The organism is Apibacter raozihei (assembly GCF_004014855.1).
GTDB lineage: Bacteria > Bacteroidota > Bacteroidia > Flavobacteriales > Weeksellaceae > Apibacter > Apibacter raozihei.
Window position 1 is genome coordinate 644333 of the sequence record NZ_CP034930.1, and the last position, 19196, is coordinate 663528.

At 32.6% G+C, this 19196-nt stretch carries 18 protein-coding genes; 5 read left to right on the forward strand and 13 right to left on the reverse strand.

What is annotated here, in order from left to right; all coding sequences use genetic code 11:
• Positions 1 to 25: 25 nt before the first annotated feature.
• The 8 genes from EOV51_RS02845 to EOV51_RS02880 all read right to left on the reverse strand — a co-directional run bounded on the left by EOV51_RS02845 (position 26) and on the right by EOV51_RS02880 (position 8972).
• Positions 26 to 751 (reverse strand): sulfite exporter TauE/SafE family protein, encoded by a 726-nt coding sequence (locus tag EOV51_RS02845; RefSeq protein WP_128149661.1) that lies wholly within the window; start codon positions 749 to 751, stop codon positions 26 to 28.
• The gene (locus EOV51_RS02850) at positions 742 to 1203 is read right to left on the reverse strand and encodes a FixH family protein (RefSeq protein ID WP_128149663.1); all 462 of its coding nucleotides are present in this window, start codon (positions 1201 to 1203) and stop codon (positions 742 to 744) included. Before EOV51_RS02850 ends, EOV51_RS02845 begins: the two co-directional genes overlap by 10 nt.
• A 3-nt stretch (positions 1204 to 1206) precedes the next feature.
• Positions 1207 to 2670 (reverse strand): cytochrome c oxidase accessory protein CcoG, encoded by a 1464-nt coding sequence (ccoG, locus tag EOV51_RS02855; protein WP_128149665.1) that lies wholly within the window; start codon positions 2668 to 2670, stop codon positions 1207 to 1209.
• Positions 2671 to 2834: 164 nt separating this feature from the next.
• Positions 2835 to 3821, reverse strand: a complete 987-nt coding sequence (locus EOV51_RS02860) for a cbb3-type cytochrome c oxidase N-terminal domain-containing protein (protein WP_128149667.1) — start codon at positions 3819 to 3821, stop codon at positions 2835 to 2837.
• A gap of 19 nt (positions 3822 to 3840) precedes the next feature.
• On the reverse strand, positions 3841 to 4026 hold the full coding sequence (locus EOV51_RS02865) for a hypothetical protein (RefSeq protein WP_128149669.1): 186 nt from the start codon (positions 4024 to 4026) through the stop codon (positions 3841 to 3843).
• Positions 4027 to 4029: 3 nt separating this feature from the next.
• Positions 4030 to 6261, reverse strand: a complete 2232-nt coding sequence (gene ccoN, locus EOV51_RS02870; RefSeq protein WP_128149671.1) for a cytochrome-c oxidase, cbb3-type subunit I — start codon at positions 6259 to 6261, stop codon at positions 4030 to 4032.
• An 18-nt stretch (positions 6262 to 6279) separates the two neighbouring features.
• Complete coding sequence (ccoS, locus tag EOV51_RS02875) at positions 6280 to 6492, reverse strand: cbb3-type cytochrome oxidase assembly protein CcoS (protein ID WP_394343662.1); 213 nt, start codon at positions 6490 to 6492, stop codon at positions 6280 to 6282.
• 98 nt (positions 6493 to 6590) lie between these two features.
• Complete coding sequence (locus EOV51_RS02880; protein WP_128149675.1) at positions 6591 to 8972, reverse strand: heavy metal translocating P-type ATPase; 2382 nt, start codon at positions 8970 to 8972, stop codon at positions 6591 to 6593.
• Positions 8973 to 9073: 101 nt separating this feature from the next.
• Here EOV51_RS02880 and EOV51_RS02885 point away from each other — a divergent pair, with 101 nt between their 5' ends.
• Positions 9074 to 9775, forward strand: a complete 702-nt coding sequence (locus tag EOV51_RS02885; RefSeq protein WP_128149677.1) for a Crp/Fnr family transcriptional regulator — start codon at positions 9074 to 9076, stop codon at positions 9773 to 9775.
• Between the two features lie 60 nt (positions 9776 to 9835).
• Here EOV51_RS02885 and EOV51_RS02890 read toward each other — a convergent pair whose 3' ends face one another.
• The 4 genes from EOV51_RS02890 to EOV51_RS02905 form a co-directional block, all read right to left on the reverse strand.
• Entirely contained in the window at positions 9836 to 11716 is a 1881-nt protein-coding gene (locus EOV51_RS02890) for an ABC-F family ATP-binding cassette domain-containing protein (RefSeq protein WP_128149679.1), read from the reverse strand.
• Positions 11717 to 11891: 175 nt separating this feature from the next.
• Positions 11892 to 13094 carry a cation:proton antiporter gene (locus tag EOV51_RS02895; protein WP_128149681.1) on the reverse strand — a complete coding sequence of 401 codons (1203 nt, stop codon included), beginning with the start codon at positions 13092 to 13094 and terminating at the stop codon, positions 11892 to 11894.
• 181 nt (positions 13095 to 13275) lie between these two features.
• Positions 13276 to 13719, reverse strand: a complete 444-nt coding sequence (locus EOV51_RS02900) for a PACE efflux transporter (protein ID WP_128149683.1) — start codon at positions 13717 to 13719, stop codon at positions 13276 to 13278.
• A gap of 151 nt (positions 13720 to 13870) precedes the next feature.
• Positions 13871 to 14302, reverse strand: coding sequence for a hypothetical protein (locus EOV51_RS02905; RefSeq protein ID WP_128149685.1), 432 nt, complete (start codon positions 14300 to 14302; stop codon positions 13871 to 13873).
• 510 nt (positions 14303 to 14812) lie between these two features.
• On the opposite strand from EOV51_RS02905, the gene EOV51_RS02910 reads away from it, so the two are divergent.
• Entirely contained in the window at positions 14813 to 15391 is a 579-nt protein-coding gene (locus EOV51_RS02910) for a GNAT family N-acetyltransferase (protein ID WP_128149687.1), read from the forward strand.
• Between the two features lie 22 nt (positions 15392 to 15413).
• On the opposite strand, the gene EOV51_RS02915 is transcribed toward EOV51_RS02910, so the two are convergent.
• The gene (locus tag EOV51_RS02915) at positions 15414 to 15629 is read right to left on the reverse strand and encodes a helix-turn-helix domain-containing protein (protein WP_128149689.1); all 216 of its coding nucleotides are present in this window, start codon (positions 15627 to 15629) and stop codon (positions 15414 to 15416) included.
• Between the two features lie 114 nt (positions 15630 to 15743).
• Here EOV51_RS02915 and EOV51_RS02920 point away from each other — a divergent pair, with 114 nt between their 5' ends.
• Genes EOV51_RS02920 through EOV51_RS02930 form a run of 3 tightly spaced genes read left to right on the forward strand, consistent with a single transcriptional unit; the run spans position 15744 to position 19077 of the window.
• Positions 15744 to 16214, forward strand: a complete 471-nt coding sequence (locus EOV51_RS02920; protein WP_128149691.1) for a DUF4280 domain-containing protein — start codon at positions 15744 to 15746, stop codon at positions 16212 to 16214.
• A gap of 35 nt (positions 16215 to 16249) precedes the next feature.
• Positions 16250 to 18475 carry a LysM peptidoglycan-binding domain-containing protein gene (locus tag EOV51_RS02925; protein WP_128149693.1) on the forward strand — a complete coding sequence of 742 codons (2226 nt, stop codon included), beginning with the start codon at positions 16250 to 16252 and terminating at the stop codon, positions 18473 to 18475.
• Positions 18472 to 19077 carry a CHAP domain-containing protein gene (locus tag EOV51_RS02930; protein WP_128149695.1) on the forward strand — a complete coding sequence of 202 codons (606 nt, stop codon included), beginning with the start codon at positions 18472 to 18474 and terminating at the stop codon, positions 19075 to 19077. The genes EOV51_RS02925 and EOV51_RS02930 overlap by 4 nt, the downstream gene beginning before the upstream one ends.
• Positions 19078 to 19196 lie beyond the last annotated feature (119 nt).

The window sequence follows — 19196 nt, forward strand, 5'->3', positions numbered from 1 at the left end:
TGAAAACAGAGTTATAAAATTTAAATTATTCGCAACAATTTCTTTTAGTTGTTTTCTGTTCTAGTTTTAAAGATTTATCTGAAGGAGATATCATATGTATACCTAATCCCATACCTCTTAGTATAAAAAGTATACCAAGCAATACTATAAAATAAGGAAATAGTCTCACAATTTTAGTTCTTATCTTAACTCCGATAAATTTTCCTGCTAAAACTGTAATAAACATAAATGGAAAAGTACCTATTCCAAATATAGTCATAAAGGTCATTCCCTGTATTATTCCTCCTGCAGCTATAGATGCAGCCAATGCAGCATAAACCGCTCCGCAAGGTAAAAAACCATTTAAAATTCCTGTAAAGTATCTGGATGTATTATCTTTTTTATGAAGGTATTGGCCTAAAAAAATTTTAACTTTAATCATTAGTTTGTTTACAGGCTTGAAGTTATTGCTTATTTCTGTTGTTTTACCAGGAAGTAAGACCATAAGAATTAGCAATACTCCTGCCAATATTGAAATATATTTTTGATAACCTGCTATATCAAAACTTTTACCAACTATACCTAAAATACCTCCTAAAAGCGAATAAGTGGTTATTCTACCCAACTGATATAAAACATTTTGGGAATAAAACTTAAATTTATTATTAGCATCCAGTCCTAATGAAAATGCTATGGGTCCACACATACCTACGCAATGAAACCCGGTCAACAATCCCAGAGATAATGCGTATATATAAATTCCTATTTCCATACGATAGGTATTTCCATTTGATATTTATCTTTATCTTTTTCCCAATATAGCTTTAAAACATAGTTACCTTTAACTAGGAGTTTAACTGGAATCAGAATTGAATTACCCGTCTCAAAGTCCAATGATTTTTTATTAATATCAAGGTCTTTTGAATTCGCTCTGAACAATTGAAACCTTCCAGTTGTATTTAATGAAGTAAAATCTTTTGGAAAGGTTATTTTGATTCCCTGAGACTCTAAAATAGAAACCTGAGGTTTTTCTGTTAATTTTTGAGCCCTTTCCATGGCATCAATCTCCTTCTGAAAATAAATTTCGTCTTCGTAATAATCATCAGTTACTAAATCAAAGGAATTCTTTGAAAATTCTATGGTAAAAACCATATAGCTGATAAAAATAATAAAACTGGCTAATGCAATAATAATTCCATGAGCCCAGGTAAATTTAAATTTCATATGTTAAAATCTCTCTTTTAAAGGTCCTATAAAGTTGGTTTTATATTCATCTATTTTATTACCTTGGTCATCGAATACAGCAATAATTATTTCTTCCTTGGTATGCTTTAATGATGACTGCGGTATCTTGACTGTGGCTGTTCCTTTGATTGTTCTTTTAGAATCAATATACAAATGTGTACCATATCCCATAAGAAATATATCTGCATTTTCGGGCTTAAGTACTTTTACGTTTAATGTCTTTTTATCAGTAGTTTTATTTATAAATATAAATTGATATTCATTTATAACCTGATTATCTTCTATGGTAAACTGAGTACCTACTACTTTAAGAAATTTAGTTTCAACATTGGATCTTATAAACAATAAGGACATACATACGGAAACCAAAATAAACAAGACAGCTGTATAAGCTATGATTCTCGTGTTAAATTTAAACTTGGTCCGTTTTTCAATCATGTCTTCAGAGGCATATCTGATTAGTCCTGTAGGCAGACCTATCTTAGTCATGACATCATCACATGCATCAATACAGGCAGTACAATTAACACATTCCAGTTGATTTCCATTTCTGATATCAATTCCTGTCGGACAAACTACCACACATTGACCGCAGTCAATACAGTCTCCTTTGCCTAAAGCTTTTCTATCTTCATTTTTACGCCATTTTGATCTTCCCGCGGTTCCTTCTCCTCTTACAAAATCATAGGTAATATTGATTGTATCTTTATCTATTAATACTCCCTGAAGCCTACCATATGGACAAACAAACGTACAAACTTGTTCTCTGAACCAGGCGAATACAAAATAAAAAAGTGCTGTAAATATGATCAAAGAAACAAATAGAGTCATATTTTTAGTTGGTCCTTCAATAATCATTTTCAGCATTTCCTTTTTACCAAAAATATAAGTAAGAAAAAGATTGGATACTATAAAGGAAAAAATGGCAAAAAGTGTCCATTTTAATAGTCTTTTTCTTATTTTCTCACTATCCCACTCTTGTTTTGAAAGGCGTATCTGCTTATTTCTATCTCCATCAACCAAAAATTCTATTTTCCTGAATACATGCTCCATAAATATGGTCTGAGGACAAATCCATCCACAGAAAATTCGTCCGTAAATAACGGTAAAAACAATAATGAACACTACTGTAGTTACCAATCCAATCCCAAACAGATAAAAATCTGAGGGTGAAAAATAAGATCCGAATACATAAAATTGCCGGTTTAATATATCAAACTGGAAAATCGGATTACCTCCGGGAGTAGTAATAAATGGAAAAGCAAAAAGCAGAATAAGCAGTGTAGCACTTACAATGTCTCTGTATCGTGTATATTTACCGTGCGGTTTTTTAGCAAATACCCATTTTCTTTTTCCGGATTCTTCGGCAGTGGCAAGACTTTCTCTAAAATCTTCAGTTTTCCCCTCTATAGTAGTTTTATTTTTATCTTCTGTTTCCTGAGACATTTTTTAAAATTTAAGACGTTGGGGTTCATACAAATTTACATAACCTAAGTTTAAAATACAAATTATAAACCTAGTCAAATGTTATTGAGTTTCAATCATTCAGAAAGGTAAAAGGTCTGTTTAATTAGGAAATAAACAGACCTTTTTTTCCAAATATTTTATTATTATTTAGATGTAGATGCCGAATCAGATTTTGCTGTTCCAGCTGATTCAGATACTTTTACATCTTTTCCTTCAGATTTTGCAGCAGCAGCTTCAGATGAAGCATTTTTAACCCACGGAGCAATGCTTCCCTGAGGAGCCTTCCCTGGAGTAGAACCGTCAGGATTTTTCTTAGTATTCGTATTTAAATAGTATAGATAACTAGCTACTTTAACAATATCATTCCCTTTAAGTTCACCTGTTGCGCCAAAAGGTCTCATGGTCGGATCGTTTTTACTCCCGTTCCATACCACTGAAAACATATTTTTGAATTCATCCTGTTCAACAATATTTATCCAATAATCATCGGTCTGATTAGGCCCTGATTGTCCGGTAGCACCTTCTCCATGACAAGTTTTGCATACTTGTTCATATATTACTTTACCATCTTCCACCCAATCCGGATTATATTCAGCTGTTTCCAGAGTTGCTTGTGGAGCAATTTTTTCATATTCTGCAATTTCTGCTAATTGAGTTTTATATTCTTCGTCATACTCCGCATAGGGGTGTGCAAAATCCGTAAAGCTATATGCAATAAAGTATACGACACCGTATACAATGGTAACAGCAAATAACCCGATATACCACTTAGGAAGTTGGTTATCTAGCTCTTGAATACCATCATATCCATGATCCAAAATTCCGATTTCTCCAGATTCTTCTTCTTTACTTTTCTTAAAGGCATCTTTCCAGACTCTTGTAAAAAAAGGAGTTTTTAAAAGTTCTAAATATTCTTTTTTCTCCTCTTCAGAAAGTTGTTTGAACTTTTCCGCATCAATTAAAGAATTGAGGGAATTGTTAATTAGCAACAATACTATTGAAACTGAAATAGTAGCTAAAAATATAGGACTGGTTATAAAGTCAAAACTTTGCAAGAACATATTAAATGCTGCAGTAATTATAAAAACTGCAATCACCAGATTAACTACAAAGGGTGTTCTAGGTTTCATTTTTCTTATTAGTATTTTATTATTTTTCCTTATTTTCTTCTTCTTCCAATGGCATATCGCTCATGTCTTTATAATAATCCTTTGGTTTTTTCATTACGACATAAGTCATGCCTATGAAAAAGAGAACAAAAAGCAGTAGTGCAGCGCTTTGATAAGCTACGGCATGGTCAGTTCCTGCAATTATTTTATTATAAAATTTGAGCATCCCTTATTTACTTGCTGTTTGTACTTCTGTTTTTTTGATATCAGTACCTAATCTTTGTAAATATGCAATTAAAGCAACTATTTCTCTCTTTTCCAATGGAACGAAATTAGCCCCATCTTCTTTCGCTGATTGCGCAAAACCTTCTTTGTAATCTGGTCTGTCAGTAAATATACTGGCAACAATTTCTTTTGCCTGAACATCCATATTTGATTGATAGTTATCTATATCTTTCTGATCATATGGTACACTAAACCAATTTTTCATTAATTCCAGTTTTTCCTTGGTTCTGGATACATCCAGTTTATTATAAATTAGCCAAGGATATCGAGGCATAATTGAACCTGGAGAAGTTTCTCTTGGATCCAACATGTGTGTAAAGTGCCATGAACTTGGGTTCTTCCCTCCTTCTCTATGTAAATCGGGTCCTGTTCTTTTAGACCCCCAAAGGAAAGGTCTATCATAAACATATTCTCCGGCTTTAGAGTAGTCTCCGTATCTAACGACCTCGTCTCTAAAAGGACGAACCATTTGAGAGTGGCAGGCATTACAACCTTCTCTTATATATAAATCTCTACCTTCTAATTCTAAGGGTGTATAAGGTTTTACACTAGTAATCTGAGGTATGTTTGATTTAACAAATATGGTTGGTAAAACTTCTACTGCTCCCCCTGCTGCTAAAGCAACAAAAGATAAAACAGAGAAAAATAAAGGCATTCTCTCTAACCATGAATGCGTTTTTTCATTAGCTCCTTTTTTATTAGAAAGCCTCAATGCTGGCGCTTCAGCGGCTTCGTTTGCTTCAAAAGTACCTTTTCTGGCTGTAGCTATTATATTAATTACAAGCAATAAAGCTCCGGACAAATACAAGAGTCCTCCAATAAATCTGAATATAAAGAAATATCTTAGTGAAGTTACGGTTTCCAAGAAATTTTTGGTAACCAAAGTTCCGTCCGGATTAAACTGTTTCCACATTAATCCTTGTGTGAACCCACTCATGTACATAGGGATTGCGTATAAAATAATTCCTAAAGTACCTAACCAGAAATGCCAGTTCGCTAATTTTACTGAATATAATTTTGTTTTATATAATCTTGGAACAATAAAATAAATGATTCCGAAGATCATAAATCCATTCCAACCTAAAGCTCCTATATGAACGTGCCCAATTACCCAATCGGTAAAATGTCCTATTTTATTTAAGGTTTTTGTTGCTAATAACGGACCTTCGAAAGTAGCCATACCGTAACAAGTTACAGCAACTACAAACATTTTAAGAACCGGATCTTCTCTTACTTTATCCCAGGCTCCTCTCAGAGTTAACAATCCGTTTAGCATACCTCCCCAGGAAGGTGCTATAAGCATAATTGAGAATGAAGTCCCTAGCATTTGAGCCCAACCAGGTAATGAAGTATATAGTAAATGGTGAGGACCTGCCCACATATACACAAAAATAAGCGACCAGAAATGTATTATAGATAGTTTGTATGAAAACACCGGGCGATTCGCAGCCTTAGGCATATAATAATACATTAATCCTAAAACCGGAGTTGTTAAAAAGAATGCTACCGCATTATGTCCAAACCACCATTGAACCATAGCATCCTGAACTCCTGAGTAGATTGAATAACTTTTAGGATTCAGAATATTTCCGTCTAATGGGATGGCTAAGTTATTAAACACCCATAATAAAGTAATACCTATCCATGTTGCTATATAAAACCAGATAGCAACATACATGTGGCTTACTCTTCTTTGAGCAATGGCAATAAACATTATTAATCCGAACAATATCCAGATAACAGCTACCAAAATATCTATCGGCCATTCATGCTCCGCATATTCTTTTGAAGTATTTAGCCCCATTAAGAAAGTTACAACAACAAGAACAATAATTAACTGCCATCCCCAGAAATGTATCCAAGCAAGCAAATCATTAGTTCTGGTTTTCAGTAATCTTTGAGTTGAATAATAAAATCCTGTAAAAATTCCGTTACCTACAAAAGCATAAATTACTGCACTGGTATGCAACATTCTTAGTCTTCCGTAACCTAGAAATCCGTGAGATTTTGCTAAATCGGAACCTCCACTTCCGAAAATAAATTCTGGTAATGTTGGAATAAATAACAACGCAGCAACTGTAAGCCCTACTATAAAACCAACAACACCCCAAAGTATTGTCGCATAAGCAAAAGCTCTTGTTATTTTGTTGTCATACGAAAATTTCTGTGTTTCCATCTTTATTGTGTAGTTACTTTAAATATTCTTTTTGTCTTCTTTTTTATCTGAATCTTCTTTAGGTTGATTTTCTTCCGAATCAAACAATATTCTAACTGCGGGAGATTCATCGTCATCAAACTGTCCTTTTTTCATCCCGTAAATAAAAAGAATTAAAAAAATCACAGCTAAAGACACACTGCATAATATCATTAAATATAATATTTCCATACCTATTGGACAAAAATACATTTTATTTGGTTGGAGTGATAATGATTTATATCATATTTGTGAATCTGACACGAAATTTAGAATAATTCTAAATAATACATTATTTATGCTTTTGTTTTTTATTGACTTTTAAATGCCTTATAGCCTACAAACAAAGTTGTTAAAGTCGTAAAAGTAACTACGGATATAGAGCTTACAGGCATCAGAATTGCAGCTACCAGTGGAGATAATTTACCAGAAACAGCAAAACTTAATCCAATAATATTATAACAAAAACTTATAAAAAAACATAATACCACTATGGTCATTGCTGTTTTAGATAATTTTAAATAAACAGGTAAAAAAGTAAAGTTATTTCCATCTAAAATAGCATCTGAAGAAGGAGTAAAACTATTAACATCATCAGAAATAGCTACACCCACATTGGCTTGTTTTAATGCGCCCGCATCGTTTAATCCATCACCCAGCATCATCACTTTTTCTCCTTTAAGCTGAAGTGCTTTTATGTATTCCAGTTTGTCTTGAGGTGATTGATTAAATTCCATAATGGTTCCTTCGGGAAATATATTTTCTAAAACCTGTCTTTCAGAACTATTGTCTCCGCTCAATAACGTAATTGGATATGAATGCAGGGACTGAATTGTCTGAGTTATTCCCGCTCTATATTGATTCTGAAAAACATAATATCCTTTGTTAACTCCATTGATACTTATATGAACGGAAGTTTCCTGCTGTAAGAGTTTTTCATCATTGACAAAACTTGATGAACCTACCAGCAAGTAATCATTATCAATTTTCCCTTTGATCCCCTTCCCTAAAATTTCTTTATATTCTGAAACAGTTGTATAGTCAGTAGCTACAGGTATAAAATCGTACAGACTTCGGCTTAAGGGATGACTTGAATTTTGTAAAAGAGATTTTAATTTTTTTAACTCGGTTTCATTTAATTTTTCACCAATATAACTAATTTTAGCTGCTTTGTTAACAGTAAGAGTACCTGTCTTATCAAATACTATGTGACCAATTTTTGATAACTTCTCAATGGTAACAGCATCTTTGACGTAAAATTTTTTATTCCCGAATACACGCATCATATTCCCAATTGTAAAGGGTGCAGAAAGTGCAAGCGCACAGGGACATGCTACGATTAAAATTGCTGAAATCACCTGATACATTTGCGAAGTGTTTTTTTCGACAAAATACCAATATAGAGCACTTAAAACGGTGATAGTGAGAATTACTACTACAAAATACTTGCTAATATTATTGGTAATGGTATTAAGTACGGAATCTTCCTTTTTAAATGCTTCATTGTTCCACAAACGAGTCAGATAACTCTGATTCACTTCTTTAATGATTTCCAATTCTAATGCTGTACCTATTTGCTTACCTCCGGCATAAATTTTCTCACCACTATTTTTCTCAATCAACCTGGATTCTCCTGTAATAAAACTGTTATCAATATAAGCCTGACCACGAATTAAGATTGAATCTGCGGGAATAATTTCATTATTCCTGATCAAAATTCTATCTCCAACATGCAGGTTTGATATTAAAACATTTTCTTGTTTACCTTTATCTATTCGGGTTACCGCTATAGGATAAAAAGATTTATAATCCCTGTCGAATGCCAAGGTTCTATAGGTTCTCTGCTGAAAATATTTACCTAATAGCATAAAGAATAACAATCCGCAGAGCGAATCAAAATATCCGTTACTTAATCCTTCATATGCTTCATAACAACTTCTGAAAAATAATGCAAAGATCCCAATGACAATAGGTAAGTCAATATTTAAAATCCCATGTTTTAAGGCTCCCCAAGCAGATTTATAATAATCAGATGCACAATATAGCATCACGGGAAGGGAAAGTACAAACATCAAAATTCTGAAAAGATGATTGTATTGTTCTAACCAGGTATCTCCATTTTGCCCTAAAAATTCAGGAAAAGCTAAAAGCATAATATTTCCAAACGCAAACCCTGCAATCCCTATTTTGATAATTAAAGTTCTGTCTATTTTTTCAGGCTTTTTATCCACTGTCTCCAGATTAATTATTGGTTTATAACCTAAATCAGTAAGGAAATTGGCAAGCTCGCTTAATTTGTAAGCCTCATGTCTGTAAGCTATCTGAACTGTTTTTGTAGTAAAATTTACAGTTGAATAAATAATATTTTTATTTATGTTTTTAAGACTTTCTAATAACCACACACAGGCACTACAATGAATAACAGGAATTTTAAAAGTAACCAGTGTGATTCCATCTTCAGAATAATCAATGATTTTTTCAAATATCTGAGGTGTATCCAGAAATTCAAAATGAGACGGAGCAGATTCAGGTTTAATTCCTGCTTTCGTATTTAGCTCATAGTAATTGGAAAGATTATTCTGATTTAAAATCTCGAAAACTGTTTTGCACCCATTGCAACAAAATATTTTTTGATCGAATTCAATTTTGACATCTTCAATTTTTTGTCCACAATGAAAACAATTCTCAGCCATAACTCTTTATACCATTAATAGATGTGTACAAAGTTATTGTTTTATTTAAAAATAAAACATTATTTTTGTAGTCAATTTTACTTAAAAATATGACTAATATCATGCCGAAACATTCAGTTGAACTGATTATATCGGAATTGAAGAGCAAAGAAATTTTGAGTCAATTCACCAAAGAAGAACTTGAAATTCTTGACAAAGAGATGAAAGAAATTCATTATGAAAAAGGTCAGGAAATAATTCACGAAGGATACAAACCTACAGGAATTTACGGAATGCTTCACGGGACAGCCAAACTTTACAGAAGCGGTTTTAATGGAAAAGAACAAATTTTACGTTTTGTTAAGAAAGGAGACATTGTAGGATACCGCTCTTTATTAGGAGGGGAAACTTTCAGCGCATCCTGTACTGTTCTTGAAGATGTTACGGTTGTTTACATTCCTGAACTAATTTTTCATAAATTATTAGAGGTAAGTTCCAAGGTATCTTTTGATGTTTTGAAAAAAATATCTCAGGATTTAGGAGAAGCCGGAAAAACTATTACCCTTCTTGCGCAAAAGACGGTTCGTGAACGATTAGCTGAGATCCTTTTGCTACTTGAAAACAAGCTAGGCGTGGACAATGAAGGCTTTATAAAAATAAGCCTTACAAGGGAAGAAATGGCTAACTTGATCGGAACTGCCACTGAAAGTGCAATTCGATTGATTTCAGAATTCAAAACCGATGAACTCATTGAGGTGGAAGGAAGAAGAATAAAAATTCTAGACCACCGAAAATTGACCCGTTTGGGACATGTAACCCTTTAACGGATTTAACTAACTGCGGAAAAAGACGTGCCTTTACTGAAGTTTAAAATATAATATTTACTAAATATCATTTAGTTCCAGCCATCGCATTTCTTTTTCCTCTAATTTCTCAACTACTTTTTCTAATTGCGAACTGATTTCCTGAATTTCTTTAAATTCTAAATCAGATTTGGATAATTGCTCTGTAAGCTTTTTCTTTTCATTTTCTAATGATGGAATTTCTGTTTCCAAAGCCTCCATCTCTCTTTTTTCTTTAAAAGATAATTTTTTAGGCTTATTTTGCTCATCTTTAATTTTATTATCTTTTTTTACAGTTTCATTCTTATCCGTTGTTACACTTGACTCATTTTCTTTTTTATCTAAAAAATATTGTGTATAATTACCTATAAACCATGATATTTCCCCTTCTCCTTCAAAAATCATTAATTCATCTACTACTTTATCCATAAAATATCTATCGTGACTAACTATTAGTAAACAGCCCTGATATTCATTAAGGAAATTTTCAAGCACGGTTAATGTCGGTAAGTCTAAATCATTGGTTGGCTCATCTAATATTAAAAAATTAGGGTTTTTATATAAAACAGCTAACAATTGCAAACGTTTTTTTTCTCCCCCGCTCAACTTTGAGATAGGAGTATATTGAGTTTCAGGCTTAAAAAGAAAAAGCTCCAAAAACTGACCTGCAAAAAGCTGTTTTCCATTTGAAAGAGGAAAATAATCTGCTATATCTTTAACAAAATCAATAACTCTCTGTTCTTCTTTAAATATAATACCTTCTTGTTTAAAATGACCAATATTGAGTGTTTCCCCCCACTCTATATTTCCACTATCAAACGACTCTTCTTGTTCCAGAATTTTTAAAAATGTTGTTTTTCCTACTCCATTTTTACCAACAATGCCAATTTTAGATCCTCTTGAAAAAACATGCGAAAAAGAGTTCAAAATCACTTTTTCTTTGAATTTTTTTGAGACTTTTTCCAATTCTATGATTTTATTCCCTAAACGGGTCATCTGTATATCTAAAAGTACCTGAAAATTATCAATCTTCTGCTTAGCTATATTTTCTGTTTTATAAAAATCTGATATACGACTTTTAGACTTGGAAGTTCTTGCCTGCGGCTGTCTTCTCATCCACTCAAGTTCTTTCCTGTACAGGTTTTTCGCCTTGTCTATTTGTGCTCCCTGATTTTCTATCCTCAAGGCCTTGTTTACAACATAAGTTTCATAATCTCCACTATGAACATAAATCATTTCATCTTCTAATTCCAGTATTTTTGTACATATTGCATCGAGAAAATATCTGTCGTGAGTTACTAATATAAGTGTTTTATTTTCCTTGTTCAGAAAATATTCCAACCATTCTACCATATCAATATCCAAATGGTTAGTAGGCTCATCCAAAATTAACAAAACATGACCTTTCTCAAAGCTTATGTCTATTAAGAATTTAGCTAATGCAATACGCTTTCTCTGACCTCCAGATAATTTTTTGATAGGCTGGGTTAAAAAATCTATTTTAAGTTTGGATATAATTTCCTGAATTACTGGCTCTACCTTCCAACCATCCCATTGATCCATTTTTTCTATCAAATCCATAAGTCCTGGATTCTCAGGATCTTGTTTTAACATTTTTTCATACTGATGAACCACATCCAAAACTGGATTTGAATGGGTAAATATATAATCTTCAGCAGTTAACTCTTCTTTGAAAGAATCAGATTGTTCGAACAAAATAACCTTAACATCTTTATTAATAATTACTTCTCCGGAATCCGGTTGTTCTTGTCCTGCCAATATTTTCAATAAGGTTGTTTTCCCACTTCCGTTTTTTGCAACTAATGCTATCTGTTCCCCTTCATTAACGTGAAAAGATACATCTGAAAATAAAGTTCTAATTCCGAAAGATTTACTAAGGCTATTTACTGATAAGTAATTCATAGCCCAAAAATAGAAAAAAAACTAATCGCTGCACCATATCCCATATAAAAAGAGTTATATCAATAAAGAAATCTAATATTTTAAATAAAATATTTGCACCCATTGAATGAGTTAGTGTTAAAATTCAAATCTTTACCCCTAATCAGTTTAAAGGCATTTTCTGCTATCAAAATATTTATTCAATTTTTTTGAATGCTTGTTTTAGCATAACCGGAGTGGTAACCGTTGTAAATACTCCCATAAGAACCAAAATGGAAAATATCTCACTGGATATTAATCCTGCTTTATATGCAATGTTAGCTATAACCAGTTCCATTATCCCCCTTGCATTTAACCCTATACCTAAAGTCAAAGAAAAGTTTTTTCCATACCCTGCTAAAATGCCTCCGAAATATCCTCCGAATATTTTAGATACATAAGATACCAAAATGACAGAAACCAGCAAGCCTATATTATGTATTGATGTAATTTCAAACTCCAGCCCTATTCCTGCAAAAAAAATGGGGGCTAAAAAGCCCATAGCCATATTACTGGTTGTTTTTTCAATTGATTTCAGATTACTTTTCCCTATCAGGGAATCGCTGATTAACATGGAGGCAAAAAAAGCACCGACTATGAAATGTAAGCCAAGTGTTTCCGTAAAAGTGGCAAAAAGTAAAACAAATACAAAAAATATAGCAAATAAAGGCTCTTTGCCTTTAAGTACAGATATAAGTCTGTCCAGTAAATCTTCTATATAATTGCTTTTATGAGTGAGCTTTTTAATCATTAAATAGGTGAAAGTCAGCAATCCTATAAAAACAAATAATTTAAGCAGAGATATTCCTCCTGCTTTGGTTACCGCAAGCATAGACATATCCGTATCTTTAATATTGAGCAAAACTCCTAAAACCGATAAGGCTAATACATCATCAAATATTGCAATGGATATTATTTTCTGTCCTACTTCCGAATTTATTTTCCCCAGATCCATCAAAATTCTTATACTGACGGGCAAAGCGGTTATGGCTACACACAGACCAATAAATACGCTGGTCATAGCTTGTAATCCAAAAAAATAACCGACTAAAAAACCGCTGAAATTAGGTAGGAAAAAAGCCATTATAGATATAATTATATTTTTACCTTTTAAAGATTTTATTATATCATCAATATTTATTTCAAGTCCAGCTATGATAACTAATAAAAAAATCCCTAATTCAGAAATGACTTTAATTTCTTCTGTCCGGTGAATGATATTTAATACGCTTGGCCCTAATATTATACCAGCAAATATCTCTCCTATCATCGCTGGCTGCTTACAACGTTCAAATATTTCTCCAAAAATCCGTGCAGTAACCAGTAAAATCAACAAATTAGTAAAAAGAGGTAATTCCATAACTATAGCTTGTAAATATTTTTAATTTCAATCTAATTTTTTATCAGCCGGATAAAGATAGGTAAAAAAATAAGCTTGAAACGTAAATTTATCTACTCCACATTATTTAAATACCTGATTTGGAGACTAAATATAACTAGTAATAAAGCTTTTCATATCACAATTTAACAGTAATACAATTTTAACTGTATTTTTTCAATAGTAAAAAACGTAATTTATCGTACCCCCAGTTAAACACAATTGTATAGGGAAAAAAATATAAAAGCATACTTAATTCTAAAAAAAATGCATTCATAAAACTCATTTTGAGAATCCATGAAATCAGTGGTACGGTAAATATGATTAAACCTATCTCAAAAACTGCTCCATGCAAGATTCTTATAAACAAATTTTTATTAAACTGAAATTTCTGCTGTAATTGATCAAACAGCCAATTAAAAATGTAATTCCAAAGCATGGCAGTTAGTGAAACCAATAAAGCTAAAAAACCTGAATCTTCAAGGGATTTATCCGTAAGAAAAGATATGATAGGCGCACTGGTAAGTATACCTACAGCTTCATACATTATAGCATGAAAAGATCTTTCATAGGGTGTGCGAAACTTTATATGTTCTATAAATTTCATACGTAAATGTATTCTAAAACCTTATACTATACAAATCAAACTATTGAGTATTTTAGTTATATTTTGGATAACCACTAATATAATAAAAGCAGATTCAAAAGATTGAATCTGCTTTAAACTAATTAATTGTAATGAATTATTTATATCTATATTAATACTTGTCTTTTTCTTTTTTCAAAACTTCTCTCTCAGCTTTATATCTTTTTTCCAAGGTTTTCTTTTGAGCTTTTTTCTCTTTTTTAGTTAATGAAACACTTTTATCAATTCTGGATTTGTCTATGTCGTATTGCTTATCCAGATGTTTTATTTTAGCTTCGAGATCCTTTTTTATTATATCATTATTAGTTCCAGCGGTACCATTATGCTGATGATTATGCTGATTTTTATTATTGATATTTGCTTGTTTCTGTTTTAAAGCAAGTTCGCGTTTTTTTTGTCCTTTTTCATACCCGGTAAGAGAAGGATCTGTTCCAATTTTTTTATATTCCTGCCCATATTCTTTATTTAATTCCTTAGAACTTTTCTGAGCATATGCTGTTGATGCTACTGTTAACATTAAAGTTAATATTAAGAACTTTTTCATGATTATTAGATTTTTTAATTTATTACTTACCCATAATCTAAAAGCGTGCCATAATTCCCCATATACTTATAACAAATTAACATACAGACAAATAACGCTAAAACAAAAAAATTATCTGAAGAAAATTATTGTTTCCTTGAAAAATATTACTACGCATTTTCCCTTAGCTATAAAAATTGAACCAAGAACATTTTAGCTTAAATTAGCTTTTTATTTTATTCCTATCAGTTAAAGAATTTGAAATATGAAAAAAGCAGTAAGTGAAAATTATAGTAAAATTAACCATACGCTGATAAAGGCTTTTGTAAACAATAAATCAGTGAATTATGTTTTAAAATAAAAAAAAGAAGCAATTGTATTAGAAACATCCACATTAAAAAATATTCCATTTTATGAAAAAAATGGGTTTAAAATCTATAGGGTAAATAAAGAAGATTTTGGATTTGATTTTTATTTTTTTATATATGAATATTAACAAAGTATAAAATTAAGAGTTTAACGTAAAAACAAATGATAGAAGTAACTCAAAAAGAAAAAAATGTAATCCTCGAAATATTGCACAGTGCTTTTTATGATGTACTCATTCCTAATTCTATAAATTTTACTATAAAAAAAGACACAAAAAGATATGAAAGACTTATGGCACTTATGGATTACCAATTCAAAATGGCTATGAAATATGGCGAAATATTTTTAAGTGATGATAAAAATGGATGCGTGTTATACATTAACAAAATATATCCGAGCATACAAAAAGTTTATTGGGAAACAGAACTACTACTAAAATGTATAGGTGTGCAAAATATTTTTAAAATTCTCAAACGAGAAAAACTCTTAATGACCTCTCATCCTAAAGAACCGTTTAAACATTTGTGGTTAATGGGCATTCGCAAAGAATATCAAGGGAAAGGAATTGGTAGTAAATTATTAAAAGAGACTTTAAATAGATACCAAGGAGATGTAATTTATGTAGAAACCACTACTCCACAAAATATAAAATTTTATACCCGGTTAGGTTTCACCATTTTTCATGAAACAAATGAACTTAATTACCCTCTTTTTTTTCTTAAATTAAGACCGTACGGATAAAGTGATATATTATTTATAATGATTAAAGTTTTTTCACCAACTCCTCAAGCGTTACATTAAAATATTTGCTTAATTTCACAAGAGTTGTATAGGAAACATCTCTTTTTCCCTGTTCTATTCTTCCAATATGTATTCCTGTGTCTATATACACAATTTCTTGAGTAACTCCTTTTTTTGCTCTTAAGTATTTAATCCTATTAGCCAGTTTCAGTAATTCATACTTATTATCAATTTCCATGACTAAAATATCAACACATAAATACTTTCGCACAATGACCTATCGGTCATTATTTTTTTTTATATTTGTATTTTTAGATAGAAGAATTATTATACCTACTCAAAACTATGATATATGAAAAAAAAGCATTACGTATGTCAAGGAGCTAAATGCCAGTGTATTTATGGAAGTTCTCCTGATAAGCTCTTAGTAAAAACCCATACCAAACATTACATCAATGATGGAAAGGCAGACAATAAAACCATTGCAACCACTCTGGATGTTGGAGCTACTTTTGAAAGAAATACATTCGGAAGCTGTTCCCAAAAGAATGGAAATTCCTGTACTGCTGTTATTACCCATTGGGAAAATCATTCTTCCAACGTTTTGTTTGAAGACATCGGTGGTGGCTGGGCATTACTGGAAGACAGCAAAGCAGGCTGCCCTATAGGAGGGAACAGCTGTATTAGAATTACCTTTCACGGACAACAGCAGGAACTCTGTCCCCAGAATTTCCTTAATGTTTCTCCTTTTATCCACAGCCAGTTAAACCCTCTGGTTGATTGGGACGACCTTTTTAATTCCGATGAAGATTTTGTTGAATAGAAAATTTTATCTTACTTTTAATCTTGTTAAATCCCATGCCTGAATATACCTATATATCCCACAAAGTAAAAAAAGGAGAAACCCTCTGGGGAATTGCTAAACAATATGGAGTAGAAGAACATATAATTGTACAGGCGAATCCACAAATTATCCTTACTCAGAAAGGAAAATATCAGATAGCCAATCTTAAAGAAGGACAAGTACTTAAAATCCCTCAAAAGGCAAAAGAAAAAACCATGCAGAAACAGGGAGTAAAAGCCATTACAGGAAACCCGAAACCCTCTGTAGGGAATGCTGAGATTTATGAAGTAACCCAATGGTACGAAGCCACCCCTACATCGTTACGGAATCCTGCCAAAGTCAAATGGATTATCCATAAACAGAACCCTCAGGGCCACTATATTCCCCACGAAAACTCCCAAAAGACAGGAAAAGGAGAATTTACCTTTAACGAACAATCCTTAGGGCAAAAAATAAAAATAACAGGCTATTTGTTTACTCCGGAACTGAATAATGACAGTTCCTTGGATTTGAAAGTACAACAAGCAGAAAAACGGTCTATTATCGGCGTGGCTTTAAAAGATATTAACCTGAATCCCTTACCTAAACCCTATAGACTGGCATTAGGACAAACCTTTTTTGTCACGGTACGTACTACCAATAGGATAGGAAACAGGGTTGTTATACGGCTCATGAAAAAGAAAGATCCCGCTTCTCAAGCCGCTTACAAACAAGGAAACAGCGAAGAAGGAATTGAATATGAACTTTACCAACAGCAGACTAAAACCATCAAAGAGAACGGACAGGCAACCGCTTATTTTCAACTCGATGATTTTCAATTGTTGATGAATCCCCAAAAAATCCAAAAGTATAATGTTCTCACCTATCTGGAAGAAAGCACGGAGACAGTAATCAATGTGACTCCTGTAGATGCGGAAAATACCCCGACTAAAAAACCGCCTGAAAAAACAGAGAAGAAAAAAGAAAAGAAAAAGGAAGAAGATACTATCATTTACCAAGGCGTTTCCCTGCTTACAGAAGGCTGGAACAATCTGAAAGAAACCTATAAAATACTGACCACCTCTGATGACCCTCAGATAGAAAGAGTAAAACTGGAAATACCCGAAGGAAAAACCCAAATCACTTATGAAGATAGTCTGACCCTTAAAATAGAAGGCAGGAATCTAAAAGATAAAACCCTTGAATATACCTTGTATGAAGATGATGTGGCTTCTAAGGATGAATTACAAAAAGGTACTCACACCTTGAAAGGAGACATTGACAGTATAAAAATACAACTCAACAAGGAAATGTACCTAAAAGGGGGAACCAGCTGGTTTGAAACCCAGGACGGAAAGCACGAGATATTCGTGGAGATAAAACTTAAAGGAACAAAGATAAGCAAGAGTTCGGGGATTATTGAGGTGGATATATCTCAGCATAAGCCTGATATTCCCCAGAATGAAAGTGTAGTGACTGAGGGAGTTTTGGATTTATCTGAAAACAGTACGGATTGTGTATGCAAAGAGTTAATCTGGGGCAAGAAACTGACCTGTGAGGAAAGGAAAAAAGTAATACAGGTTTGTTCCCATATCTGGGGAGATAACCAGAAGATGACAAAAGCCAATATGCTGATGGCTGTTATGCATCTGGAAACCGTGGGAACCTTCAGCCCTTCCAAAGAAAATGGAAAAGGCTATGTGGGCTTAATCCAATTCCATAGTTCCACAGCTCACAGCTTAGGTACTACCTATGAAGCACTAAAAAAAATGACCTTCATACAGCAGATGGACTTTGTGGAAAAATATTTGAAACAGAATAAGGATAAAATGAAAACGCTGGTTGATTTTTATTTACAGGTATTAAAACCTAATGCAGTCGGGCAGGGAAGTAATCCGAATTATGTGGTATTTGATGAAAGTATTTCTGTTCCTGATGGGGATGGAAGCAGTACATCGTTAGAGCAGAGAATGAAGAATATCAGCCGAGAGCCTTGGGTAACTAAATACGGATATTCCTCCAATCCCCCATTTATGAAGGAAGAAGGAGAACGTAGCCAAAGAAAGAAGTGGGTATATACCCGGCAACGATATGAAGAACGCTGGGGACATCATGATGGGAAAACCTATATATGGGAGGTTGAAAAGGAGATTAAGCTAAGCATTATGATACAGGCATTCCAGAAAAATATACAGGGGAATGTGTTAAAACTAAGAAAAAAGAGGAGAAAAAGGAAAAAGGGAAAAGAGCTCCTTGGATGAAAATAGTGTTAGATGAAACAAAAAATTATGGTGGATATGATGAAGGAACAGAACCTTTAAAGTCAAGAATAAAAAATACTTATTTTACAATTAAAAATGAATTTACAACTAATAAAACAGACCCAACTAAAGTATCTTGGTGTGCTACATTTGTAAGTTGGTGCTTACAACAAGCAGAATATTCTAATCCAAGTTCTTGTAGAGCTTTAGAATTTAATCCTGAATATATGCATGATGGCGCAGGTAAGCCAGATAGACCTTCTGGAATGAGAAAAATCTCTAATCCTGTTTATGGATGTATTATAGTCTGGAAAAATAACTCTGGAGGTGGTGGGCATGTTGCATTTCATTATGGATATACTTTAAGTGGTAATATTGTCCCTATTGGAGGGAATCAGGGGAATAGTTTGAAATTTAGTAATAGAAGCCCTAAAGGTGATTATGGACAAAAAATTGTGGGATATTTTTTACCTGAAGATTATGAAGATAATCCCGAAGATGAATTTACCGAAGATGAAAAGAAATTAAGTCCTACCTCACTTAATTCAAGTAGTTTATTAAAAACATCAAGCATAGAAGATGATAAAGGCAAAACAACTTAGAAAAATGATAAATTCAATCAAATATAAAATTATTTTCTTGTTATTATTAAACACAAGTTTTATCTCATGTCAGAAAAATAATAATACAGTAGAAAGTAACCAAATACAATCATTAAAAA

Excerpts from the sequence above, each read along its gene's own strand:
- EOV51_RS02845 (WP_128149661.1), bottom strand. The coding sequence starts at position 751 with ATGGAAATAGGAATTTATATATACGCATTATCTCTGGGATTGTTGACC.
- EOV51_RS02850 (WP_128149663.1), bottom strand. The coding sequence starts at position 1,203 with ATGAAATTTAAATTTACCTGGGCTCATGGAATTATTATTGCATTAGCC.
- ccoG (WP_128149665.1), bottom strand. The coding sequence starts at position 2,670 with ATGTCTCAGGAAACAGAAGATAAAAATAAAACTACTATAGAGGGGAAA.
- EOV51_RS02860 (WP_128149667.1), bottom strand. The coding sequence starts at position 3,821 with ATGAAACCTAGAACACCCTTTGTAGTTAATCTGGTGATTGCAGTTTTT.
- EOV51_RS02865 (WP_128149669.1), bottom strand. The coding sequence starts at position 4,026 with ATGCTCAAATTTTATAATAAAATAATTGCAGGAACTGACCATGCCGTA.
- ccoN (WP_128149671.1), bottom strand. The coding sequence starts at position 6,261 with ATGGAAACACAGAAATTTTCGTATGACAACAAAATAACAAGAGCTTTT.
- ccoS (WP_394343662.1), bottom strand. The coding sequence starts at position 6,492 with ATGTATTTTTGTCCAATAGGTATGGAAATATTATATTTAATGATATTA.
- EOV51_RS02880 (WP_128149675.1), bottom strand. The coding sequence starts at position 8,972 with ATGGCTGAGAATTGTTTTCATTGTGGACAAAAAATTGAAGATGTCAAA.
- EOV51_RS02885 (WP_128149677.1), top strand. The coding sequence starts at position 9,074 with ATGCCGAAACATTCAGTTGAACTGATTATATCGGAATTGAAGAGCAAA.
- EOV51_RS02890 (WP_128149679.1), bottom strand. The coding sequence starts at position 11,716 with ATGAATTACTTATCAGTAAATAGCCTTAGTAAATCTTTCGGAATTAGA.
- EOV51_RS02895 (WP_128149681.1), bottom strand. The coding sequence starts at position 13,094 with ATGGAATTACCTCTTTTTACTAATTTGTTGATTTTACTGGTTACTGCA.
- EOV51_RS02900 (WP_128149683.1), bottom strand. The coding sequence starts at position 13,719 with ATGAAATTTATAGAACATATAAAGTTTCGCACACCCTATGAAAGATCT.
- EOV51_RS02905 (WP_128149685.1), bottom strand. The coding sequence starts at position 14,302 with ATGAAAAAGTTCTTAATATTAACTTTAATGTTAACAGTAGCATCAACA.
- EOV51_RS02910 (WP_128149687.1), top strand. The coding sequence starts at position 14,813 with ATGATAGAAGTAACTCAAAAAGAAAAAAATGTAATCCTCGAAATATTG.
- EOV51_RS02915 (WP_128149689.1), bottom strand. The coding sequence starts at position 15,629 with ATGGAAATTGATAATAAGTATGAATTACTGAAACTGGCTAATAGGATT.
- EOV51_RS02920 (WP_128149691.1), top strand. The coding sequence starts at position 15,744 with ATGAAAAAAAAGCATTACGTATGTCAAGGAGCTAAATGCCAGTGTATT.
- EOV51_RS02925 (WP_128149693.1), top strand. The coding sequence starts at position 16,250 with ATGCCTGAATATACCTATATATCCCACAAAGTAAAAAAAGGAGAAACC.
- EOV51_RS02930 (WP_128149695.1), top strand. The coding sequence starts at position 18,472 with ATGAAAATAGTGTTAGATGAAACAAAAAATTATGGTGGATATGATGAA.